Here is an 18,036-nt window from a genome sequence, read left to right as displayed (position 1 = left end):
CAAGTCAGGAAATGCCGAGCGGCGATCACGCCGCTCGTCGTTACGCACCCGCTCAATCCAGATGGAAATGCGCGGTGTTCTGCGCCAGTGCGCGGCTACCCTGGCTGAGGCGGTCGGCCACGCCATGCACGGCCTGGGCGCCGTGCAGCAGGCTGGCAGCGGCCTGGTCAACCTGCTGGATGTTGCCGCTGACCTCCTCCGCCGTGGCGGCCTGCTGCTCAACGGCGGTGGCGATCTGCGCGATCATGTCGCTGACACGCTGCACGGCGCCGGCGATCTCGCCCAGGTGCTCGCCCAGTTCGGTGACCGAGCCGGCGTCCACCTCGGCCTGGCCGCAGGCCACCTGCATCAGTTCCACCGCCTGCAGCACCACGCGCTGCAGGGCCTCGACCGTGGCGCTGATCTCGCGGGTCGACTCCTGGGTGCGCTGCGACAGCGAGCGCACCTCGTCGGCGACCACGGCGAAGCCGCGCCCCTGCTCGCCGGCGCGGGCGGCCTCGATGGCGGCGTTGAGCGCCAGCAGGTTGGTCTGCTCGGCGATGCCCTTGATCACGTCCACCACCCGATCGATCTGCTGCGCCTGCTCGCGCAGCTCGCTCAGCGCCGCAGCGGTGGCGCCCAGGCGCGCGGTGAGCTGGCGCATGCTGGCGGTGGTCTGCTGGCTGCGCTGGTTGCTCTGCTCGGCGATGTGGCGGGTCTGGGTGGCGTCCTGCGCTGCCATCTCGCAGTTCTCCGCCACGCTCTGCGCGGTTGCAGCCATCTGCGTGGCCGCGGCGGCGATCTGGCTGACCTGCTGCTGTTGCTGCTCCACTGCACGCAGGGCCGACTGGGCCTGCCCGCTCAAGGTGACCACGGTGTCGCCCAGCTCGGCGCTCTCACGGTTCACGCCCTGCAGCGAGTCGCGCATCTGCGCTACGGCGTCATTCAGCGCCGCGCCGATCAGCGCCAGCTCGTCCTTGCCATGTACGGTGACATGGCGGCGCAGGTCGCCATCGCGCAGCGACTGGGCCAACGAGGTGATACGCCAGCTGCTGCCACGGATGGAGGCCTGCAGGCAGACCAGGGCATAGAGCGCCAGCAGCACCATCAGGCCGAAGGCGCCGAGGGTGACGATCAGCGCGCGCAGGGCCATTGCCCGGTACTGGCCGAGGCGGCTGTCGAGCGCCTCCAGCGTGGCGCGCTGCAGGGTCTCGATATGTTGCTGGGCGCCGTCCATGCCTTGCTCGAAGGCGGCCACATCGAGCTGGATGCCGCCGTCGCCGTACATCTTCTGGTCCAGCTGCTGCAGCCATTCATCCAGGCCGGCGAGGCTCTGGGCATAGGTCTGGTTCCAGCTCGAAAGGGACTTGGGCAGCTCGTCCTTCAGGCGCTCGCCAAGCTTGCCCAGCTGCTGGCGCGACTCACCAGCGGCGGCACGGATCTCGCGCAGCTGCAGGCGACTCTGCAGGCTGAACTGGCCGGCCGCCACGGCGCCCTGGCCAACGCTGGCGAGCACGCCGAGGCGCTGCTGCAGGCGCGGCGAGTCCTGGGTGGCCAGCTGCATGAGCAGGTAGGTTTCCAGCCAGGGGTCGAGGATCAGGCCGCTCTCGGTGGCGATCTGCTCGCGCAGCGCGCCGAGGCGCTGCAAGGCCTGGCTGAAGCGATCATAGGCATCCGGCCACCAGCCGACGCTGCCCAGGGCCTGGGCGCTGAGCCCGGCGCGTTCACCCTGCAGGGTACGCAGGGCCGCTTGCGCCTGCTCACTGGCGCCCTCGCTGGCCAATACCTTCTGCAGCGCCTCCAGGGCCTGGTCCAGCTCGCTCTCGCTCTGCTGCAGGCGAGCGATGGCGGCCTGGGTCTCGGCACTGGCCTCGCGGTTGCGTTCGGTGGATTTCCAGCGTGCGGTGAGGTTGCGCTGACGAATCAGCAGTTGCTCGACCCGGTCCAGGGCCTGCAGCTGCAACACGCCGGAATGCTCGCCATCGACCACCTCGAGCTTGCCCAGGTAGTTGTCGCCGATGGACCAGGCGGCATAGGCCAGCGGCAGGATGAACAGCAGCGCCAGCAACTGGAACTTGCGAGCGAAGCTGAACTTCTCGAGAGCATTTACCCCAGGCAGCAACAGCGCATTCATCGTCGAACTCCTGAATCGGACGAAACTGCGAAGCGCTTGAGCTAGCAAATGCCGAGCCACGCACCCCGCCACTTCGAAGCTATCCGCTGGCGCCCTGCCGCCGCGAAAACGGCGAGCCCATGCCAGAAACTAGATATCGGAAGCCTCGCTGACTTCATGAGTCAAACGATAGAAGCATTGCGCCATCAAGGTGCAAAAAGGCGTCATCAGCACTATTTCGCCGCCCAGAAAAAAGCCCCCGCAGGCTAGGCCGGCGGGGGCTTCTTCAGCGACTCAGATCGATCAGACCTTGGCGCGCTCGTAGCGCTTGCGGTCGTTCTCGTTGAGCATTTTCTTACGCAGGCGGATCGACTTCGGCGTCACTTCCACCAGCTCGTCGTCGGCGATGAATTCCAGCGCCTGCTCGAGGGTGAACTTGATCGGCGGAACCAGGGCGATGACTTCGTCCTTGCCGGAAGCGCGCATGTTGTCGAGCTTCTTGCCCTTGGTGGGGTTGATCACCAGGTCGTTGTCACGGCTGTTGATGCCGGCCAGCTGGCCTTCGTAGATCTCGTCGCCCGGGGCCAGGAACAGCTTGCCGCGGCTCTGCAGGGTTTCCAGCGAGTAGGTCAGGGCGGTGCCGGTGGCCATGGAGACCAGTACGCCGTTCTGACGGTTGCTGACTTCACCGGCCTTGATCACGCCGTAGTGGCTGAAGGTCGAGGTCAGGATGCCGCTGCCCGAGGTCAGGGTCAGGAAGTTGTTACGGAAGCCGATCAGGCCACGCGCCGGGATGGTGTATTCCAGCCGCACGCGGCCCTTGCCATCGGGAACCATGTTGGTCAGGTCGCCCTTACGCAGACCCATCTGCTCCATCACCGAGCCCTGGTGCTGCTCTTCGATGTCGATGGTGACGTTCTCGTACGGCTCTTGCTTCTCGCCGTCCTTCTCGATGATCACCACTTCCGGACGGCCCACGGCCATCTCGAAGCCTTCGCGGCGCATGGTTTCGATCAGTACCGACAGGTGCAGCTCGCCACGACCGGAGACCTTGAACTTCTCGGCGGACTCGCCCGCTTCGACGCGCAGGGCCACGTTGTGCAGCAGCTCTTTGTCCAGACGGTCCTTGATGTTGCGGCTGGTGACGAACTTGCCTTCTTTACCGGCGAACGGCGAGTCGTTGACCTGGAAGGTCATGCTCACGGTCGGCTGGTCAACGGTCAGCGGCGGACGGGCTTCGACGTTCTGCGGGTCGCACAGGGTGTCGGAGATGAACAGCTCGTCCATGCCCGATACGCAGACGATGTCGCCGGCTTCGGCGTCGGCTACTTCAACGCGCTGCAGGCCGGAGTGGCCCATGATCTTGAGGATACGGCCGTTGCGCTTGCTGCCGTCGTCGCTGATGGCGACTACCGGGGTGTTGGCCTTGATGCGGCCACGAGCGATACGGCCGATGCCGATCACACCGAGGAAGCTGTTGTAGTCCAGCTGGGAGATCTGCATCTGGAACGGACCGTCGACGTCGACCTTGGGGGCCGGCACGTGGTCGATGATCGCCTGGAACAGGGCGTCCATGTTGTCGTCCATCTTCTCGTGGTCCAGACCGGCGATGCCGTTCAGAGCCGAGGCGTAGACGATCGGGAAGTCCAGCTGCTCGTCGGTGGCGCCGAGGTTGTCGAACAGGTCGAAGATCTGGTCGATAACCCAGTCAGGACGCGCGCCCGGACGGTCGATCTTGTTCACTACCACGATCGGACGCAGACCGGCCTTGAACGCCTTCTGGGTCACGAAACGGGTTTGCGGCATCGGGCCGTCTTGGGCGTCGACCACCAGCAGTACGGAGTCGACCATCGACATCACGCGCTCTACTTCACCGCCGAAGTCGGCGTGCCCGGGGGTGTCGACGATGTTGATGTTGTAGTCGCCCCACTTCAGCGCAGTGTTCTTCGCCAGAATGGTAATGCCGCGCTCTTTTTCCTGGTCGTTGGAGTCCATCACGCGCTCGTTTTCCGCTTCTTTGCGGTCGAGGGTGCCGGACAGGCGCAGCAGTTTGTCTACCAGGGTGGTCTTGCCATGGTCGACGTGGGCGATGATGGCGATATTGCGGAGATTTTCGATCACGGATGTCGTCTCGATTAATGATTCTGAAAGCTTTGGCCCTGCAGTCTGCCTGGCCGTTATGAACTCGGGATTACGCGGCGCCAGGGTCGGGAGGTCGGTGGCGGATGCTGCCACCGAGCAGACCTGCACGCTTAATGCGGGCGATAGACGCGAACATTCGCATGTCCCTCGCTGAGCAGGTGGTGAGCGTGCAGGCGGCTCATCACACCCTTGTCGCAATAGAGTAGGTACTGGCGGGTCTCATCCAGTTCCTTGAATCGGTTGTTCAGCGCGTAGAACGGCAGGGCCTGCACCTCGATGCCCGGAAGCGTGAGCGGCTCGTCTTCGGCGGCATCCGGATGGCGGATGTCGATGACGATCTGCCCGGCCAGCGCCTCGGCCACTTCCTCGACCTGCAGGTCCTGGCCCAGTGCATCGATCACCTTGTCCACGGTCACGCGGGTCGCTCGTTCCAGCGCACGCTCGAGGACAGCCATGTCGAAGTGGCTCTCCTCGTGTTCGATGCGGCCGGGCTTGGCGCGGGTGGTCGGGTTCACCGAGATCACGCCGCAGTACTCGGGCATGTTCTTGGCGTACTCGGCGGTGCCGATGGCGGTGGCGGTGTCGATGATGTCCTGCTTGTGCGCAGCGATCAGCGGGCGCAGCACCAGGGTGTCGGTGACCGCGTCGATCACCGAGAGGTTGGGCAGGGTCTGGCTGGAGACCTGGCTGATCGCCTCACCGGTGACCAGCGCATCGATATTCAGCTCCTCGGCGATGCGGCTGGCGGCGCGCAGCATCATGCGCTTGAGCACCACGCCCATCTGGCTGTTGTCGACCTTGCCGAGAATCTCGCCGACCACTTCCTCGAACGGCACGCTGATGAACAGCACGCGGTGCGAGCTGCCGAATTTGCTCCACAGGTGGTGGGCCACTTCCATCACGCCCAACTCGTGGGCACGCCCGCCGAGGTTGAAGAAGCAGAAGTGGGTGAGCAGGCCGCGACGCATCATCTGATAGGCAGCGACGGTGGAGTCGAAGCCGCCACTCATCAGCACCAAGGTCTGTTCGATCGAACCCAGCGGGTAGCCACCGAGGCCTTCGTGCTGGGCATGCACGATCAGCAGACGGTCGTAACGCACCTCGAAGCGCGCCTCGACCTCGGGCTTCTTCAGGTCGATACCGGCGGCCCCGCACTCGCGGCGCAGGCGGCTGCCGACATGGGTGGCCAGCTCCATCGAGGTGAAGTCGTGGGTGTTGCCGGCACGCTTGCAGCGCACGGCGAAGACCTTGCCCGCCAGCTGCGCACCGAAATGCGCGCGGCATTTCTCGAAGGTGTCATCGAAATCGACGTAAGGATATTCGTGCACTTCGAGGAAGTGGGCGATGCCCGGCGTGCAGCGCAGGCGCTCGAACATCTCGGCCTGCACCTTGGGCTCGCTGACCTGGCTGATCAGATCGAGGTTGTCCCACTCGCCCTGCACATCCAAACCCGGGTCCAGATCACGCAGTACCGTGCGAATGTTCTTCGCCAGCTGGCGGATGAACTGCTTGCGCACCGGCCGGCTCTTGATGGTGATTTCTGCGAAGGGTTTGACGATGAGCTTCATGGAAAAACAAGCGCCGGGCGCTAGGCCTAAAAACAGGGGCGCGGATTATAGCGGAAATTGCTCAAGGTTTGACCAAAAACAATCTCGATCGCCACAAAGCACCAAAATAGTGCTCACGGCAAATATCCAGCACCGATTCGGTGCGCAAAATCGCTCAAAAAATCGCCACAACCCGCGCAGCCCCTGTGTTTCAGGCTCCGAACCCATTCCGGGGCAGTGGCATGCAATTTGCTCCCTTGTGAGGCAGCCTGGTCTGGCGGACTATCGCGCCCGGCTCAAGCACCTATTTTGGAGGCCGGCGAAGCCGGCCCCATCCACCTGGAGGACAGCATGTCGAAGTCGATTCAACTGATTAAAGAACACGACGTGAAGTGGGTTGACCTGCGCTTCACCGACACCAAGGGCAAACAGCACCACGTGACCATGCCGGCCCGTGATGCCCTGGACGACGAATTCTTCGAAGTCGGCAAGATGTTCGACGGTTCCTCCATCCATGGCTGGAAAGGCATCGAAGCCTCCGACATGATCCTGCTGCCGGTCGACGAGACCGCCGTACTGGACCCGTTCACCGAAGAGCCGACCCTGATCCTGGTCTGCGACATCATCGAGCCGAGCACCATGCAAGGCTACGACCGCGACCCGCGCTCCATCGCCAAGCGCGCTGAGGCCTACCTGAAGACCACCGGTATCGGTGACACCGTCTTCGTCGGCCCGGAGCCGGAGTTCTTCATCTTCGACGAAGTGAAGTTCAAGTCCGACATCTCCGGCTCCATGTTCAAGATCTACTCCGAGCAAGGCTCCTGGATGACCGACGCCGACGTCGAGTCCGGCAACAAGGGCCACCGCCCGGCCGTCAAAGGTGGTTACTTCCCGGTTCCGCCGTGCGACCACGACCACGAAATCCGTACTGCCATGTGTAACGCCATGGAAGAAATGGGCCTGGTCATCGAAGTTCACCACCACGAAGTGGCGACTGCCGGCCAGAACGAGATCGGTGTGAAGTTCAACACCCTGGTTGCCAAGGCTGACGAAGTTCAGACCCTGAAGTACTGCGTACACAACGTGGCCGATGCCTACGGCAAGACCGCCACCTTCATGCCGAAGCCGCTGTACGGCGACAACGGCTCGGGCATGCACGTGCACCTGTCCATCGCCAAAGAAGGCAAGAACACCTTCGCTGGCGAAGGCTATGCCGGCCTGTCCGACACCGCCCTGTACTTCATCGGCGGCATCATCAAGCACGGTAAGGCCCTGAACGGCTTCACCAACCCGTCGACCAACTCCTACAAGCGTCTGGTCCCGGGCTTCGAAGCTCCGGTAATGCTGGCCTACTCGGCTCGCAACCGTTCCGCCTCGATCCGTATCCCGTACGTTTCCAGCCCGAAAGCCCGCCGCATCGAAGCGCGCTTCCCGGACCCGGCTGCCAACCCGTACCTGGCCTTCGCCGCTCTGCTGATGGCCGGTCTGGACGGTATCCAGAACAAGATCCACCCTGGCGATGCCGCCGACAAGAACCTGTATGACCTGCCGCCGGAAGAGGCCAAGGAAATCCCGCAGGTTTGCGGAAGCCTGAAAGAGGCCCTGGAAGAACTGGACAAGGGCCGTGCGTTCCTGACCAAGGGCGGCGTGTTCTCCGACGACTTCATCGATGCCTACATCGAGCTGAAATCCGAAGAAGAAATCAAAGTACGTACCTTCGTACACCCGCTGGAATACGACCTGTACTACAGCGTCTGATCCAGACCTGAGCTTTCCGGCTCATCTGAGAGGCCTCCTTCGGGAGGCCTCTTTTTTTGTCCCGGGATTGTCCACGTACAGCGCAAAATCCTTGCGCCACAACACGCTGAAAGACCCTCGCACTTGCCAGGCGCGCCAGCCAGTGCAAACCTTGCCGCAGGATCACTCAGGAGCCTACCGATGCGCCTGCTCACCGCCTGCCTGCTCTGCACCCTGGCCCTGCCGGCCGCCGCGCAGATCTACAAGTACACCGACTCCAACGGCAACACGGTATTCACCAACCAGCCACCGGAAGGCCAGAGCGCCGAATCGGTCGAGCTGCCACCCACCAATACTGTGGAGTCGCAGCAGCCAAAGGCGACACAGCAGTCGCAAGACTCGGGACAGGAGCAGTTCGCCTATAGCCTTCTCGAGCTGACGGACATTCCCAGCGAAGAGGCATTGCGCGCCAACAACGGCACCTTCACCGTAGGGGTCAACATCGACCCGGACCTGCAACCAGGCCATAGCCTGCGACTGCTATTGGACGGGCAGCCTTACGGTCAGCCGACCAATGTGCCGCGCCTCCAGCTGGTCAACATCGATCGTGGCGAACATAGCCTCGCCGTTGAAGTAGTTGCCAGCGGCCAGCAGGTCCAGCAAAGCGCTGGCATCACCTTCACCGTGCAACGAGTAAGCACCAACAGCCCGGCCCGGGTGAAACCCACGCCTCGACCCACCCCCTGATAGGACTCCCATGCGTCGCTTGCCACTCGGCCTGTTGCTTAGCCTTTTCTGCCTGCCAGCGCTGGCGGGCGTGTACACCTACATAGACGCAGACGGCAATCGAGTCTTCACCGACCAGCCTCCCTCGGGGCACGCCGAACGCATCGAGCTGGCGCCGGCCAACGACATGAGCGCCACCCGCACAGCTCCCCCTGCACCACCACAGCCCATCGACCCCGAAGCAAGCTACCAGGTGCTGCGGATTCTGGTCCCCGAGCCAGATGCCGTGATCAGGGACATGGCCGGCAACCTGATCATCAGTGCCACCAGCGAGCCCACACTCCATCCCGGCCACAACTTCCGCCTGATTCTTGATGGCAAGCCGGCCAGCACAGCGGGGCGCAGCCCCGTCTTCCCGCTCGAGAATATCGACCGTGGCACTCACCAGGTCTCGGTAGAGATAGTCGACGCCGCCGGGCGCATCGTCGAACGCACCCCCAGCCAGCCTTTCCATATGAAGCGCACCTCCCTCAACGAGAAACGCGCTGCCAATCCGTGCAAGAAGAAGGACTGGGGCGTACGTCCGGAGTGCCCGATCGAGGACAAGCCGAAGGAGCCGGACAAGGGCATCATCAGCATCCTTCCCTTCGTCGACTAATCGATCGCACCAAATCGGTGCGCATTGGCGCACCGATTTCTATACTCTCCCCGTTTTGGTTCATCGACGACCGCGCAGGCTGCGCTGAAACGCAGCCAGAAAGGCGGTCGCCGGCAGAGATACGCGTCTTTTCAGGGCTTTGGTTTGCTTCTTGCATTTTCCTGCCCATCGCTGGGACATCTACCTGCCATGATCAACGACGCCCTGCACCGCCTACTGCTGGATAACCTCACCACCGCGACCATCCTGCTCAATGATGCGCTCTGCCTGGAGTACATGAATCCAGCCGCCGAGATGCTGCTGGCAGTGAGCGGGCAACGTAGCCACGGGCAGTTCATCAGTGAACTGTTCACCGAGTCGCCCGAGGCGCTCAGCTCGTTGCGCCTGGCGGTCGAGCACGCGCATCCCTTCACCAAGCGTGAAGCCATGCTCACCTCGCTGGCCGGCCAGACCATCACCGTCGACTACGCGGTGACGCCGATCCTCAGCCGTGGACAGACCCTGCTGCTGCTCGAAGTGCACCCGCGTGACCGCCTGCTGCGCATCACCAAGGAAGAAGCGCAGCTGTCCAAGCAGGAAACCACCAAGCTGCTGGTTCGCGGCCTGGCCCACGAGATCAAGAACCCGCTCGGCGGCATCCGCGGCGCGGCCCAGTTGCTGGCCCGCGAGCTGCCGGAAGAGGGTCTGCGCGACTACACCAACGTGATCATCGAAGAGGCCGACCGCCTGCGTAACCTGGTCGACCGCATGCTCGGCTCGAACAAGTTGCCGTCGCTGGCGATGACCAACATCCACGAGGTGCTGGAGCGCGTCGGCAGCCTGATCGAGGCCGAGGCCCAGGGCAGCATCACCCTGGTGCGCGATTACGACCCGAGCATCCCCGACCTGCTGATCGACCGCGAGCAACTGATCCAGGCCGTGCTCAACATCGTGCGCAACGCCCTGCAGGCGCTGTCCAGCCAGAGCGACCTGCGCCTGGGCCGCATCAGCCTGCGTACCCGCACGCTGCGCCAGTTCACCATCGGCCATACACGGCATCGCCTGGTGGTGAAGATGGAGATCATCGACAACGGCCCGGGCATCCCGCCGGAACTGCAGGAAACCATCTTCTACCCCATGGTCAGCGGTCGCCCGGACGGCACCGGCCTGGGCCTGGCCATCACCCAGAACATCATCAGTCAGCATCAGGGCCTGATCGAATGCGAGAGCCATCCAGGCCACACCGTGTTCTCGATCTTCCTGCCCCTGGACCAAGGAGCTACACAGCCATGAGCCGCAGTGAAACCGTCTGGATCGTCGATGACGACCGCTCCATCCGCTGGGTTCTGGAAAAGGCCCTGCAGCAGGAGGGCATGACCACCCAGAGTTTCGACAGCGCCGATGGCGTGCTGACCCGCCTGACCCGCCAGCAACCGGACGTGATCATCTCCGACATCCGCATGCCCGGCGCCAGCGGCCTCGACCTGCTGGCACGCATCCGCGACATGTACCCGCGCCTGCCGGTGATCATCATGACCGCGCATTCCGACCTGGACAGCGCGGTGGCCTCTTACCAGGGCGGCGCCTTCGAATACCTGCCCAAGCCGTTCGACGTTGACGAGGCGGTATCGCTGGTCAAGCGCGCCTTCCAGCACGCCCAGGAGCAACAGGGCCTGGAGGCGCCGGCCGCGCTGTCGCGCACCCCGGAGATCATCGGCGAGGCGCCGGCGATGCAGGAGGTGTTCCGCGCCATCGGTCGTCTGTCCCACTCCAACATCACCGTGCTGATCAACGGCGAGTCCGGTACCGGCAAGGAGCTGGTCGCCCACGCCCTGCACCGCCACAGCCCGCGTGCGGCCTCGCCGTTCATCGCGCTGAACATGGCGGCGATCCCCAAGGACCTGATGGAGTCCGAGCTGTTCGGCCACGAGAAAGGCGCCTTCACCGGCGCGGCCAACCAGCGCCGTGGGCGCTTCGAGCAGGCCGACGGCGGCACCCTGTTCCTCGACGAAATCGGCGACATGCCCGCCGACACCCAGACCCGTCTGCTGCGCGTGCTCGCCGATGGCGAGTTCTACCGCGTCGGCGGCCACACCCCGGTGAAGGTGGACGTGCGCATCATCGCCGCCACCCACCAGAACCTCGAATCCCTGGTGCAGGCCGGCAAGTTCCGCGAAGACCTGTTCCACCGCCTCAACGTCATCCGCATTCACATCCCGCGCATGTCCGATCGCCGCGAGGACATCCCGACCCTGGCCCGCCACTTCCTCGGCCGTGCCGCCCAGGAGCTGGCCGTCGAGCCCAAGCTGCTGAAGAGCGAAACCGAGGACTACCTCAAGCACCTGCCCTGGCCGGGCAACGTGCGCCAGCTGGAGAACACCTGCCGCTGGATCACCGTGATGGCCTCCGGTCGCGAGGTGCACATCGACGACCTGCCGCCGGAGCTGCTGACCCAGCCCCAGGAAAACGCCCCGGCGACCAACTGGGAGCAGGGCCTGCGCCAGTGGGCCGACCAGGCCCTGGCGCGCGGCCAGTCCAGCCTGCTGGACAGCGCCGTGCCGGCCTTCGAACGGATCATGATCGAGACCGCACTCAAGCACACCGCCGGCCGCCGCCGCGATGCCGCCGTGCTGCTGGGCTGGGGCCGCAACACCCTGACTCGCAAGATCAAGGAGCTGGGCATGAAGGTCGACGGCGGCGATGACGACGACGGCGAGGACTGAGCCGGCGTCAGCTGCACAACAAACGGGCCCGCGGGCCCGTTTTTCGTTGCCGCCGCGTGCACGCTATCCTCACACTAAAGGTCGATAAAAATGGTGCCTCGCAGGCGCCTTCTGCCGTCTTCTCCGGCAATCCATTCATTTTTCGGCGGGTAGCCGTTCGCCCATGCCTTCATCGCTGAACCACACCCTGCGCCAGCTCTGGGCGCGCGACAAATTCACCTACGGCGTGCGGGTGTTCATCGCCCTGGCCGGGGCCATGGCCCTGTGCTGGTACCTGGACCGCATCGCCTTCGTCATCCCGCTGTTCCTCGGCTGCATCGCCAGCGCCCTGGCCGAGAGCGACGACCACTGGCGCGGCCGCACCCAGGCCCTGCTGGTGACCCTGACCTGCTTCGGCGTCACCGCGGTCTCGGTGCAGCTGCTGTTCCCCTATCCGCTGCTGTTCGGCGTCGGCCTGGCCGTGGCCAGCTTCGCCATGACCCTGCTCGGCGGCATCGGCGAGCGCTATGCCACGGTGGCCCAGGCCACGCTGATCCTGGCCATCTACACCGCCATCGGCCTGGAACATCGCGGCGGCCTCGGTGGCACCTTCTGGCAGGAGCCGCTACTGCTGATCGGCGGCGCGGCCTGGTACGGCCTGCTCGGCATCGTCTGGAGCATGCTGTTCAGCCAGCAACCGGTGCAGCAGGCGCTGTCGCGGGTGTTCGACGAGCTCGGTGCCTACCTGCGCCTGAAAGCCTCGCTGTTCGAGCCGATCAAGCAGCTCGACGTCGAGGCGCGGCGCCTGGAGCTGGCGCGGCAGAACGGCCGGGTGGTGACCGCGCTGAACCTGGCCAAGGAGATCATCCTCAACCGCATGAGCCGCAAGCGCAGCGGGCAGAAGACCAACCGCTACCTCAAGCTGTACTTCATCGCCCAGGACATCCACGAGCGCGCCAGCTCCTCGCACTACCCGTACAACGCCCTGGCCGAAGCCTTCTTCCACAGCGACGTGATGTTCCGCTGCGGCCGCCTGCTCAGCCAGCAGGGCAAGGCCTGCCAGGCGCTGGGCCGCGCCATCCGCCTGCGCCAGCCGTTCGACTACAACGACAACAGCCAGGCCATGGCCGACCTCGACGCCTCCATGACCTACCTGCGCGAGCAGCAGAACCCGGCCTGGCGCCGCCTGCTGCGCTCGCTCGGCGCCCTGGCCAGCAACCTGGCCACCCTCGAGCGCAAGCTGTCCAGCGCCAGCAACCCGGACGCCCTGGCCGACGAACAGGACAGTGCCCTGCTCGACCGCTCGCCGCAGAGCCTGAAGGACGCCTTCGAGCGCCTGCGCCAGCACGTCACCCCCACCAGCCTGGTGTTCCGCCACGCCCTGCGCCTGTCCGCCGCGCTGCTCGCCGGCTACGGCCTGCTGCACTGGATTCACCCGCAGCAGGGCTATTGGATACTGCTCACCACCCTGTTCGTCTGCCGCCCCAGCTACGGCGCCACGCGCATGCGCCTGGTGCAGCGGGTCAGCGGCACCATGCTCGGCCTGGTCCTGGGCTGGGCGCTGATCCGCCTGTTCCCCGATCCGCTGCTGCAGTCGCTGTTCGCCGTGGCCGCCGGGGTGCTGTTCTTCACCAACCGGGTCGACCGCTACACCCTGGCCACCACGGCCATGACCCTGGTGGTGGTGCTCTGCTTCAACCAGATCAGCGACGCCTACACCCTGCTCTGGCCGCGCCTGGTGGATACGGTGCTGGGTACGGTGATCGCCGGCCTGGCGGTGTTCTTCATCCTGCCCGACTGGCAGGGGCGCAAGCTCAACCAGGTGCTGGCCAGCACCCTGAGCAGCAACAGCCGCTACCTGCTGCAGATCATGCAGCAGTACGAGTCCGGCGCCCGCGACGACTTGAGCTACCGCCTGGCCCGGCGCAACGCGCACAACGCCGACGCGGCGCTGTCCACCACCCTGTCCAACATGCTGCTGGAGCCCGGCCACTTCCGGAAGGACGCCGAGACCGGCTTCCGCTTCCTGGTCCTGTCGCACACCCTGCTCAGCTACCTGTCGGCCCTCGGCGCGCACCGCGCCAGCCTCGCCGCCGACGCCAGCGATGACCTGCACGACCGCGCCGTGGCCCACATCACCCAGAGCCTCGACGCCATCGCCAGCGGCTTGCAGAGTGGCCAGCCGGTCGCGGTGTACGACGAGGCCGACCAGGCCCTGGCCGAGGAGTTGGAGCAGCTGCCCGACGAGATGGACGAGGGCCACCGCCTGGTGCAGGTGCAGCTCGGCCTGATCTGCCGCCAGCTGGCGCCGCTGCGCACGCTGACGGCGCACCTGCAGAAGCGCCCGGAACAGCGCGAGGCCGAGGCGGCCTGACGAGCGCCGCCAAGGCGGCCCGCGCTTTCCGCTAGAATGCGCGGCTTTGCGACTCATCGAGGTTCAGCCGTGTCCTTCTTCCCGGTCATCATCATCGGCGCCGGCGCCGCCGGCCTGATGTGCGCGGCGCAAGCCGCCGCACGCGGGCGCCAGGTCCTGCTGCTGGACCACGCCAACAAGCCGGGCAAGAAGATCCTCATGTCCGGTGGCGGCCGCTGCAACTTCACCAACATGTACTGCGAGCCGGCCAATTTCCTCTCGCACAACCCGCACTTCTGCAAGTCGGCGCTGGCCCGCTACACCCAGTGGGACTTCGTCGAACTGGTGGTCAAGCACGACGTGCCCTACCACGAGAAGAAGCTCGGCCAGCTGTTCTGCGACCGCAAGGCCAGCGACATCCTCAGCCTGCTGCTGAGCGAATGCGACGAACACGGCGTCGACCTGCGCTTGGATACCTCGGTCGAGACCATCGCCAAGACCGAGAACGGCTACGCCCTGCACACCAGTGCCGGCAAGTTCGCCTGCGAGTCGCTGGTGATCGCCACTGGTGGCCTATCCATCCCTACCCTTGGCGCCACCGGTTTCGGCTATCAGGTGGCCAAGCAGTTCGGCCACAGCCTGCTGCCGACCCGCGCCGGCCTGGTGCCTTTCACCATCACCGAGCCACAGCTCAAGGCGCTGTGCACCGAACTGTCCGGCACCTCGGTGGAGGATTGCGTGGTCAGCTGCAACGGCACGAGCTTCAAGGAAAACATCCTGTTCACCCACCGCGGCCTGAGTGGCCCCGTGATCCTGCAGATCTCCTCCTACTGGCAACCGGGCGACGCCATCAGCATCAACCTGCTGCCGCACATCGACCTGCCCGAGTGGCTGGCGGCGCAACAGCGCGAACGGCCGAACAGCGAGCTGAAGACCCTGCTGGCCGAGCTGTTCACCAAGAAGATGGCCGGCCTGCTGGCCGAGCAATGGTTCGTCAGCAAGCCGCTCAAGCAGTACACCCCGGCGGAGCTGGAAGCGGTGGCGGCCAAGCTGGCCGAGTGGACGCTGGTACCGGCCGGCACCGAGGGTTATCGCACCGCCGAGGTGACCCTGGGCGGCATCGACACCCGCGAGGTGTCGTCGAAGACCATGGAGTCGCAGAAGTCGCCGGGCCTGTACTTCATCGGCGAAGTGCTGGACGTCAGCGGCCACCTGGGCGGCTTCAACTTCCAGTGGGCCTGGGCTTCGGCCCACGCCGCCGCTCAGTTCGTCTGAACCAGCTCAGGCCGCCGGCAGCAGCTCGATAAAGCGCCGCATCAGTTCGTGCATGTCACCGGGCCAGCGCCCGGACACATAGTTGCCGTCGTGCACCACCCAGGCCGGACGGCTGTCGTCCGGCGTGTCGCGGTGCAGGCCGCTGGTCTTGCGCCAGAAGTCGGGCGCGTCCTTGGCTACGTCGAGGAAGTCATCCGGGCTGGCCAGTACCCGCCCCACTTCGCCCTGCACGCTCATGTGCCCGGCCGGTTCGCCCGGCGCCTCGGAGTAGGTGCGGTAGTAATCGCCCTGCCACCAGCGGCCGTAGAAACGGGTCAGGTCCCAGGCGGTCTTCTCCATCTTCCAGGTCAGCCCGGTGGTCTTGCGCCCGTGCAGCACCGAGCGTCCATCGGCGCTCTTGCTGCGCGCCGCCAGCAGCACGCCGTGGCACACCGCGGCCACCGGCTTGTCGCTCGCGAAGAAGGCAGCCACCAGCGCCTGCAATGGCGCGCTCTCCAGGTACTCGCGCATGCCCCGGGCCCAGTGCCCGCCGGGCAGCATCAGGCCGGCGAAGTCCTCCTCGCGCAGGCGCTCATGGCGCAGCGGGTTGCGGTAGTCGGGATCGGCCAGCATCTCGGCGCAGGCCTGCCGTGCCTCGCCATTGGCGCGCAGCAGCAGGCCGAGCAGGCGCAGGCGACGCAGGCCGGGAATCAGCCCCCAGGCGTCCAAACCCTCACCGCTGAGCATCTGCGGGTCCGGCTCGGCCGGCTGCCCATCCGGCGTGGCGAAGCACACCCGGTAGCCGGCGCGGTGCAGCTGACGCCAGGCCAGGGCGGCCTCGCTGGGATCGAAGTCACGACGCGGCAGGGGAATCAGGATGCAGGGCGCGGGCATGGCGTTGCTCTCGAGGGGCGATGGGCACAGACCATAGCAGCCCGACATCGATCACGGCAGGCCGCAAACGCCAGCGCGCCACGCCGCCAATGCCAGTTGTGATCACATCCGGCTTGGCGCAGACCCTGGCCCTCTGCCAGTATTGGCCCTCGGCACACCGCCATGGACTCCTGATGCGCCCCGCTCTGTCTTCGTTGCTGCTCCTGCTCTGCCTGCTGGCCCTGCCCGGCTGGGCGGCGCCCCTGCAGCTGACGAAGAACGCCGAGGCCCAGCCCCTGTATGGCGTTGCCGACTACCTGGCCGACCCTGATGGCCACCTGCAGCTGGACGAGCTGATCGCCCATCCCGAGCGTTTCAGCAGCAGTTCCACGCGCCGCGACCTGGGCTTCGGCTACGTCAGCGGCGCCATCTGGCTGCGCCTCGAGGTGCAATCGACGCTGGACCGCCCGGGGCGCTGGCGCCTGGAAGTGGACTATCCCTCGCTCGACCTGGTGCAGCTGCTCGACGTCGGCAGCGACGGCATCCGTCTCAGCCAGGGTGGCGACATGGTGGTGTACGAGCAGCGCAGCGTGGGCAACCGCACCCCGGTGTTCGACCTGCATCTGGCCCCCGGCGAGCGCCGCACCCTCTATCTGCGCGCCAGCTCCGCCGGCAGCATGACGCTCAGCGCCAGCATCTACGGCCTGGCCGAGCACGAGCAGCACAGCATCCGTGGCTACGTGGTGCAGGCCATCTACTTCGGCGCCCTGCTGGCGCTGGGCAGCTACAACCTGCTGCTGTTCATCGCCCTGCGCGAACGGCCCTTCATCTACTACGTGCTGTTCGTCTCCACCTTCTGCATCGGCCTGCTCGGCCTCAACGGCATGGGGGCCCAGCTGCTGTGGACGGGCGCCGGCTGGTGGACCAACCGCGCACTGCCGTTCGGCATCTGCGCCTCCGGCGCCATCGCCCTGCTGTTCGCCCGCAGCTTCCTCGACACGCGCCAGTGGTTGCCGCGCTGGGACCGGTTCCTCGGGCGCTGGTTCGTGGTGATCTTCACCTGCGCCCTGGCCACCCTGCTGCTACCGGTGCCGCTGGCGCTGAAGACCATGTCCATCTCCGGCGTCAGCGTCTGCGCCGTGCTGCTCAGCGTGGCCTTCGTCAGCGTGCGCTACCGCGTGCCCGGCGCCGGCTTCTTCGCCCTGGCCTGGACCATGCTGCTGTGCGGCGCCGCCCTGCTGGCCCTGCGCAACTTCGCCCTGATCCCGTCGAACTTCTTCACCCTGCACGCCATGCAGATCGGCTCGATGCTGGAGATGATCCTGCTGTCCTTCGCCCTCGCCGCCCGCTTCAACGCCCACAAGCGCCTGCGCGAGGAGAGCCTGCAAGCCCAGGAGCGTCGCCTGGAACAGCGCGTGGCCGAGCGTACCGAGGAGCTGGCCGCCGCCAACCAGCGCCTGCAGGCCCTGGCCCTGCAGGACCCGCTGACCGGCATCGCCAACCGCAACGCCCTGCAGCAACACCTGGAGATGGCCCTGCGCCGCGCTCAGCGCAGCGGCGACCTGCTGGCGGTGATGCTGATCGACCTGGACGGCTTCAAGCCGATCAACGACCAGCACGGCCATGCCCTCGGCGACCTGGTGCTGGAGCAGGTCGCCCAGCGCCTGCAGAGCAGCGTGCGCGACTGCGACCTGCCGGCGCGCCTCGGCGGCGACGAATTCGTGGTGGTCTGCGAGGAACTCGCCGGCGAGCAGGACGCACGCGAGATGGCCGAGCGCATCCTCAGGCAGCTCGGCCAGCCCATCGCCACGCCCCAGGGCGAGGTCCTCGTCGGCGCCAGCATCGGCATCGCCCTCAGCCATGGCGAGGACAGCCCCACTCTGCTCCTGCGCCAGGCCGACATGGCCATGTACCAGGCCAAGGCCGAGGGTCGCAACGGCGTGCGCGTCGATCAGGGCTCCGCTTCCTGAGCC

Annotated in this window: 12 protein-coding genes; 8 read left to right on the top strand and 4 right to left on the bottom strand. The window is 65.7% G+C overall.

What is annotated here, in order from left to right; genetic code table 11:
• Positions 1 to 52: 52 nt before the first annotated feature.
• From PTT45_RS20780 to thiI, 3 genes are all read right to left on the bottom strand, one after another.
• Entirely contained in the window at positions 53 to 2,113 is a 2,061-nt protein-coding gene (locus PTT45_RS20780) for a methyl-accepting chemotaxis protein (RefSeq protein ID WP_273815892.1), read from the bottom strand.
• A gap of 282 nt (positions 2,114 to 2,395) precedes the next feature.
• Positions 2,396 to 4,213, bottom strand: coding sequence for a translational GTPase TypA (typA, locus tag PTT45_RS20775; protein ID WP_192314906.1), 1,818 nt, complete (start codon positions 4,211 to 4,213; stop codon positions 2,396 to 2,398).
• A 131-nt stretch (positions 4,214 to 4,344) separates the two neighbouring features.
• Positions 4,345 to 5,802 (bottom strand): tRNA uracil 4-sulfurtransferase ThiI, encoded by a 1,458-nt coding sequence (gene thiI / locus PTT45_RS20770; RefSeq protein WP_273815891.1) that lies wholly within the window; start codon positions 5,800 to 5,802, stop codon positions 4,345 to 4,347.
• A 330-nt stretch (positions 5,803 to 6,132) separates the two neighbouring features.
• Between thiI and glnA the strand changes: the two genes are divergently transcribed.
• From glnA to PTT45_RS20735, 7 genes are all read left to right on the top strand, one after another.
• Positions 6,133 to 7,539 (top strand): glutamate--ammonia ligase, encoded by a 1,407-nt coding sequence (gene glnA, locus PTT45_RS20765; RefSeq protein ID WP_273815890.1) that lies wholly within the window; start codon positions 6,133 to 6,135, stop codon positions 7,537 to 7,539.
• Positions 7,540 to 7,719: 180 nt separating this feature from the next.
• A complete protein-coding gene (locus PTT45_RS20760) occupies positions 7,720 to 8,265 on the top strand; it encodes a DUF4124 domain-containing protein (RefSeq protein ID WP_273815889.1) in 546 nt (181 codons plus the stop codon).
• A 10-nt stretch (positions 8,266 to 8,275) separates the two neighbouring features.
• Positions 8,276 to 8,902, top strand: a complete 627-nt coding sequence (locus PTT45_RS20755) for a DUF4124 domain-containing protein (RefSeq protein WP_273815887.1) — start codon at positions 8,276 to 8,278, stop codon at positions 8,900 to 8,902.
• 189 nt (positions 8,903 to 9,091) lie between these two features.
• Positions 9,092 to 10,174: a nitrogen regulation protein NR(II) gene (gene glnL, locus PTT45_RS20750; protein WP_273815886.1), complete on the top strand. Its 1,083-nt coding sequence runs from the start codon at positions 9,092 to 9,094 to the stop codon at positions 10,172 to 10,174.
• A complete protein-coding gene (gene ntrC / locus PTT45_RS20745) occupies positions 10,171 to 11,604 on the top strand; it encodes a nitrogen regulation protein NR(I) (RefSeq protein WP_273815885.1) in 1,434 nt (477 codons plus the stop codon). The genes glnL and ntrC overlap by 4 nt, the downstream gene beginning before the upstream one ends.
• 163 nt (positions 11,605 to 11,767) lie before the next feature.
• A complete protein-coding gene (gene yccS / locus PTT45_RS20740) occupies positions 11,768 to 13,957 on the top strand; it encodes a YccS family putative transporter (RefSeq protein ID WP_273815884.1) in 2,190 nt (729 codons plus the stop codon).
• A gap of 69 nt (positions 13,958 to 14,026) precedes the next feature.
• On the top strand, positions 14,027 to 15,211 hold the full coding sequence (locus PTT45_RS20735; protein WP_273815883.1) for an NAD(P)/FAD-dependent oxidoreductase: 1,185 nt from the start codon (positions 14,027 to 14,029) through the stop codon (positions 15,209 to 15,211).
• Between the two features lie 6 nt (positions 15,212 to 15,217).
• Here the strand turns inward: PTT45_RS20735 and PTT45_RS20730 are convergent, their stop codons facing one another.
• A complete protein-coding gene (locus tag PTT45_RS20730; protein WP_273815882.1) occupies positions 15,218 to 16,084 on the bottom strand; it encodes a type 1 glutamine amidotransferase domain-containing protein in 867 nt (288 codons plus the stop codon).
• A 173-nt stretch (positions 16,085 to 16,257) separates the two neighbouring features.
• Between PTT45_RS20730 and PTT45_RS20725 the strand changes: the two genes are divergently transcribed.
• A complete protein-coding gene (locus tag PTT45_RS20725) occupies positions 16,258 to 18,033 on the top strand; it encodes a diguanylate cyclase domain-containing protein (RefSeq protein ID WP_273815881.1) in 1,776 nt (591 codons plus the stop codon).
• Positions 18,034 to 18,036 lie beyond the last annotated feature (3 nt).

The sequence above is a fragment of the Pseudomonas sp. Gutcm_11s genome, from assembly GCF_028649395.1.
Lineage (GTDB): Bacteria > Pseudomonadota > Gammaproteobacteria > Pseudomonadales > Pseudomonadaceae > Aquipseudomonas.
Note: the sequence above shows the minus strand (reverse complement) of the source record. Positions and strands in the feature narration are given on the sequence as shown.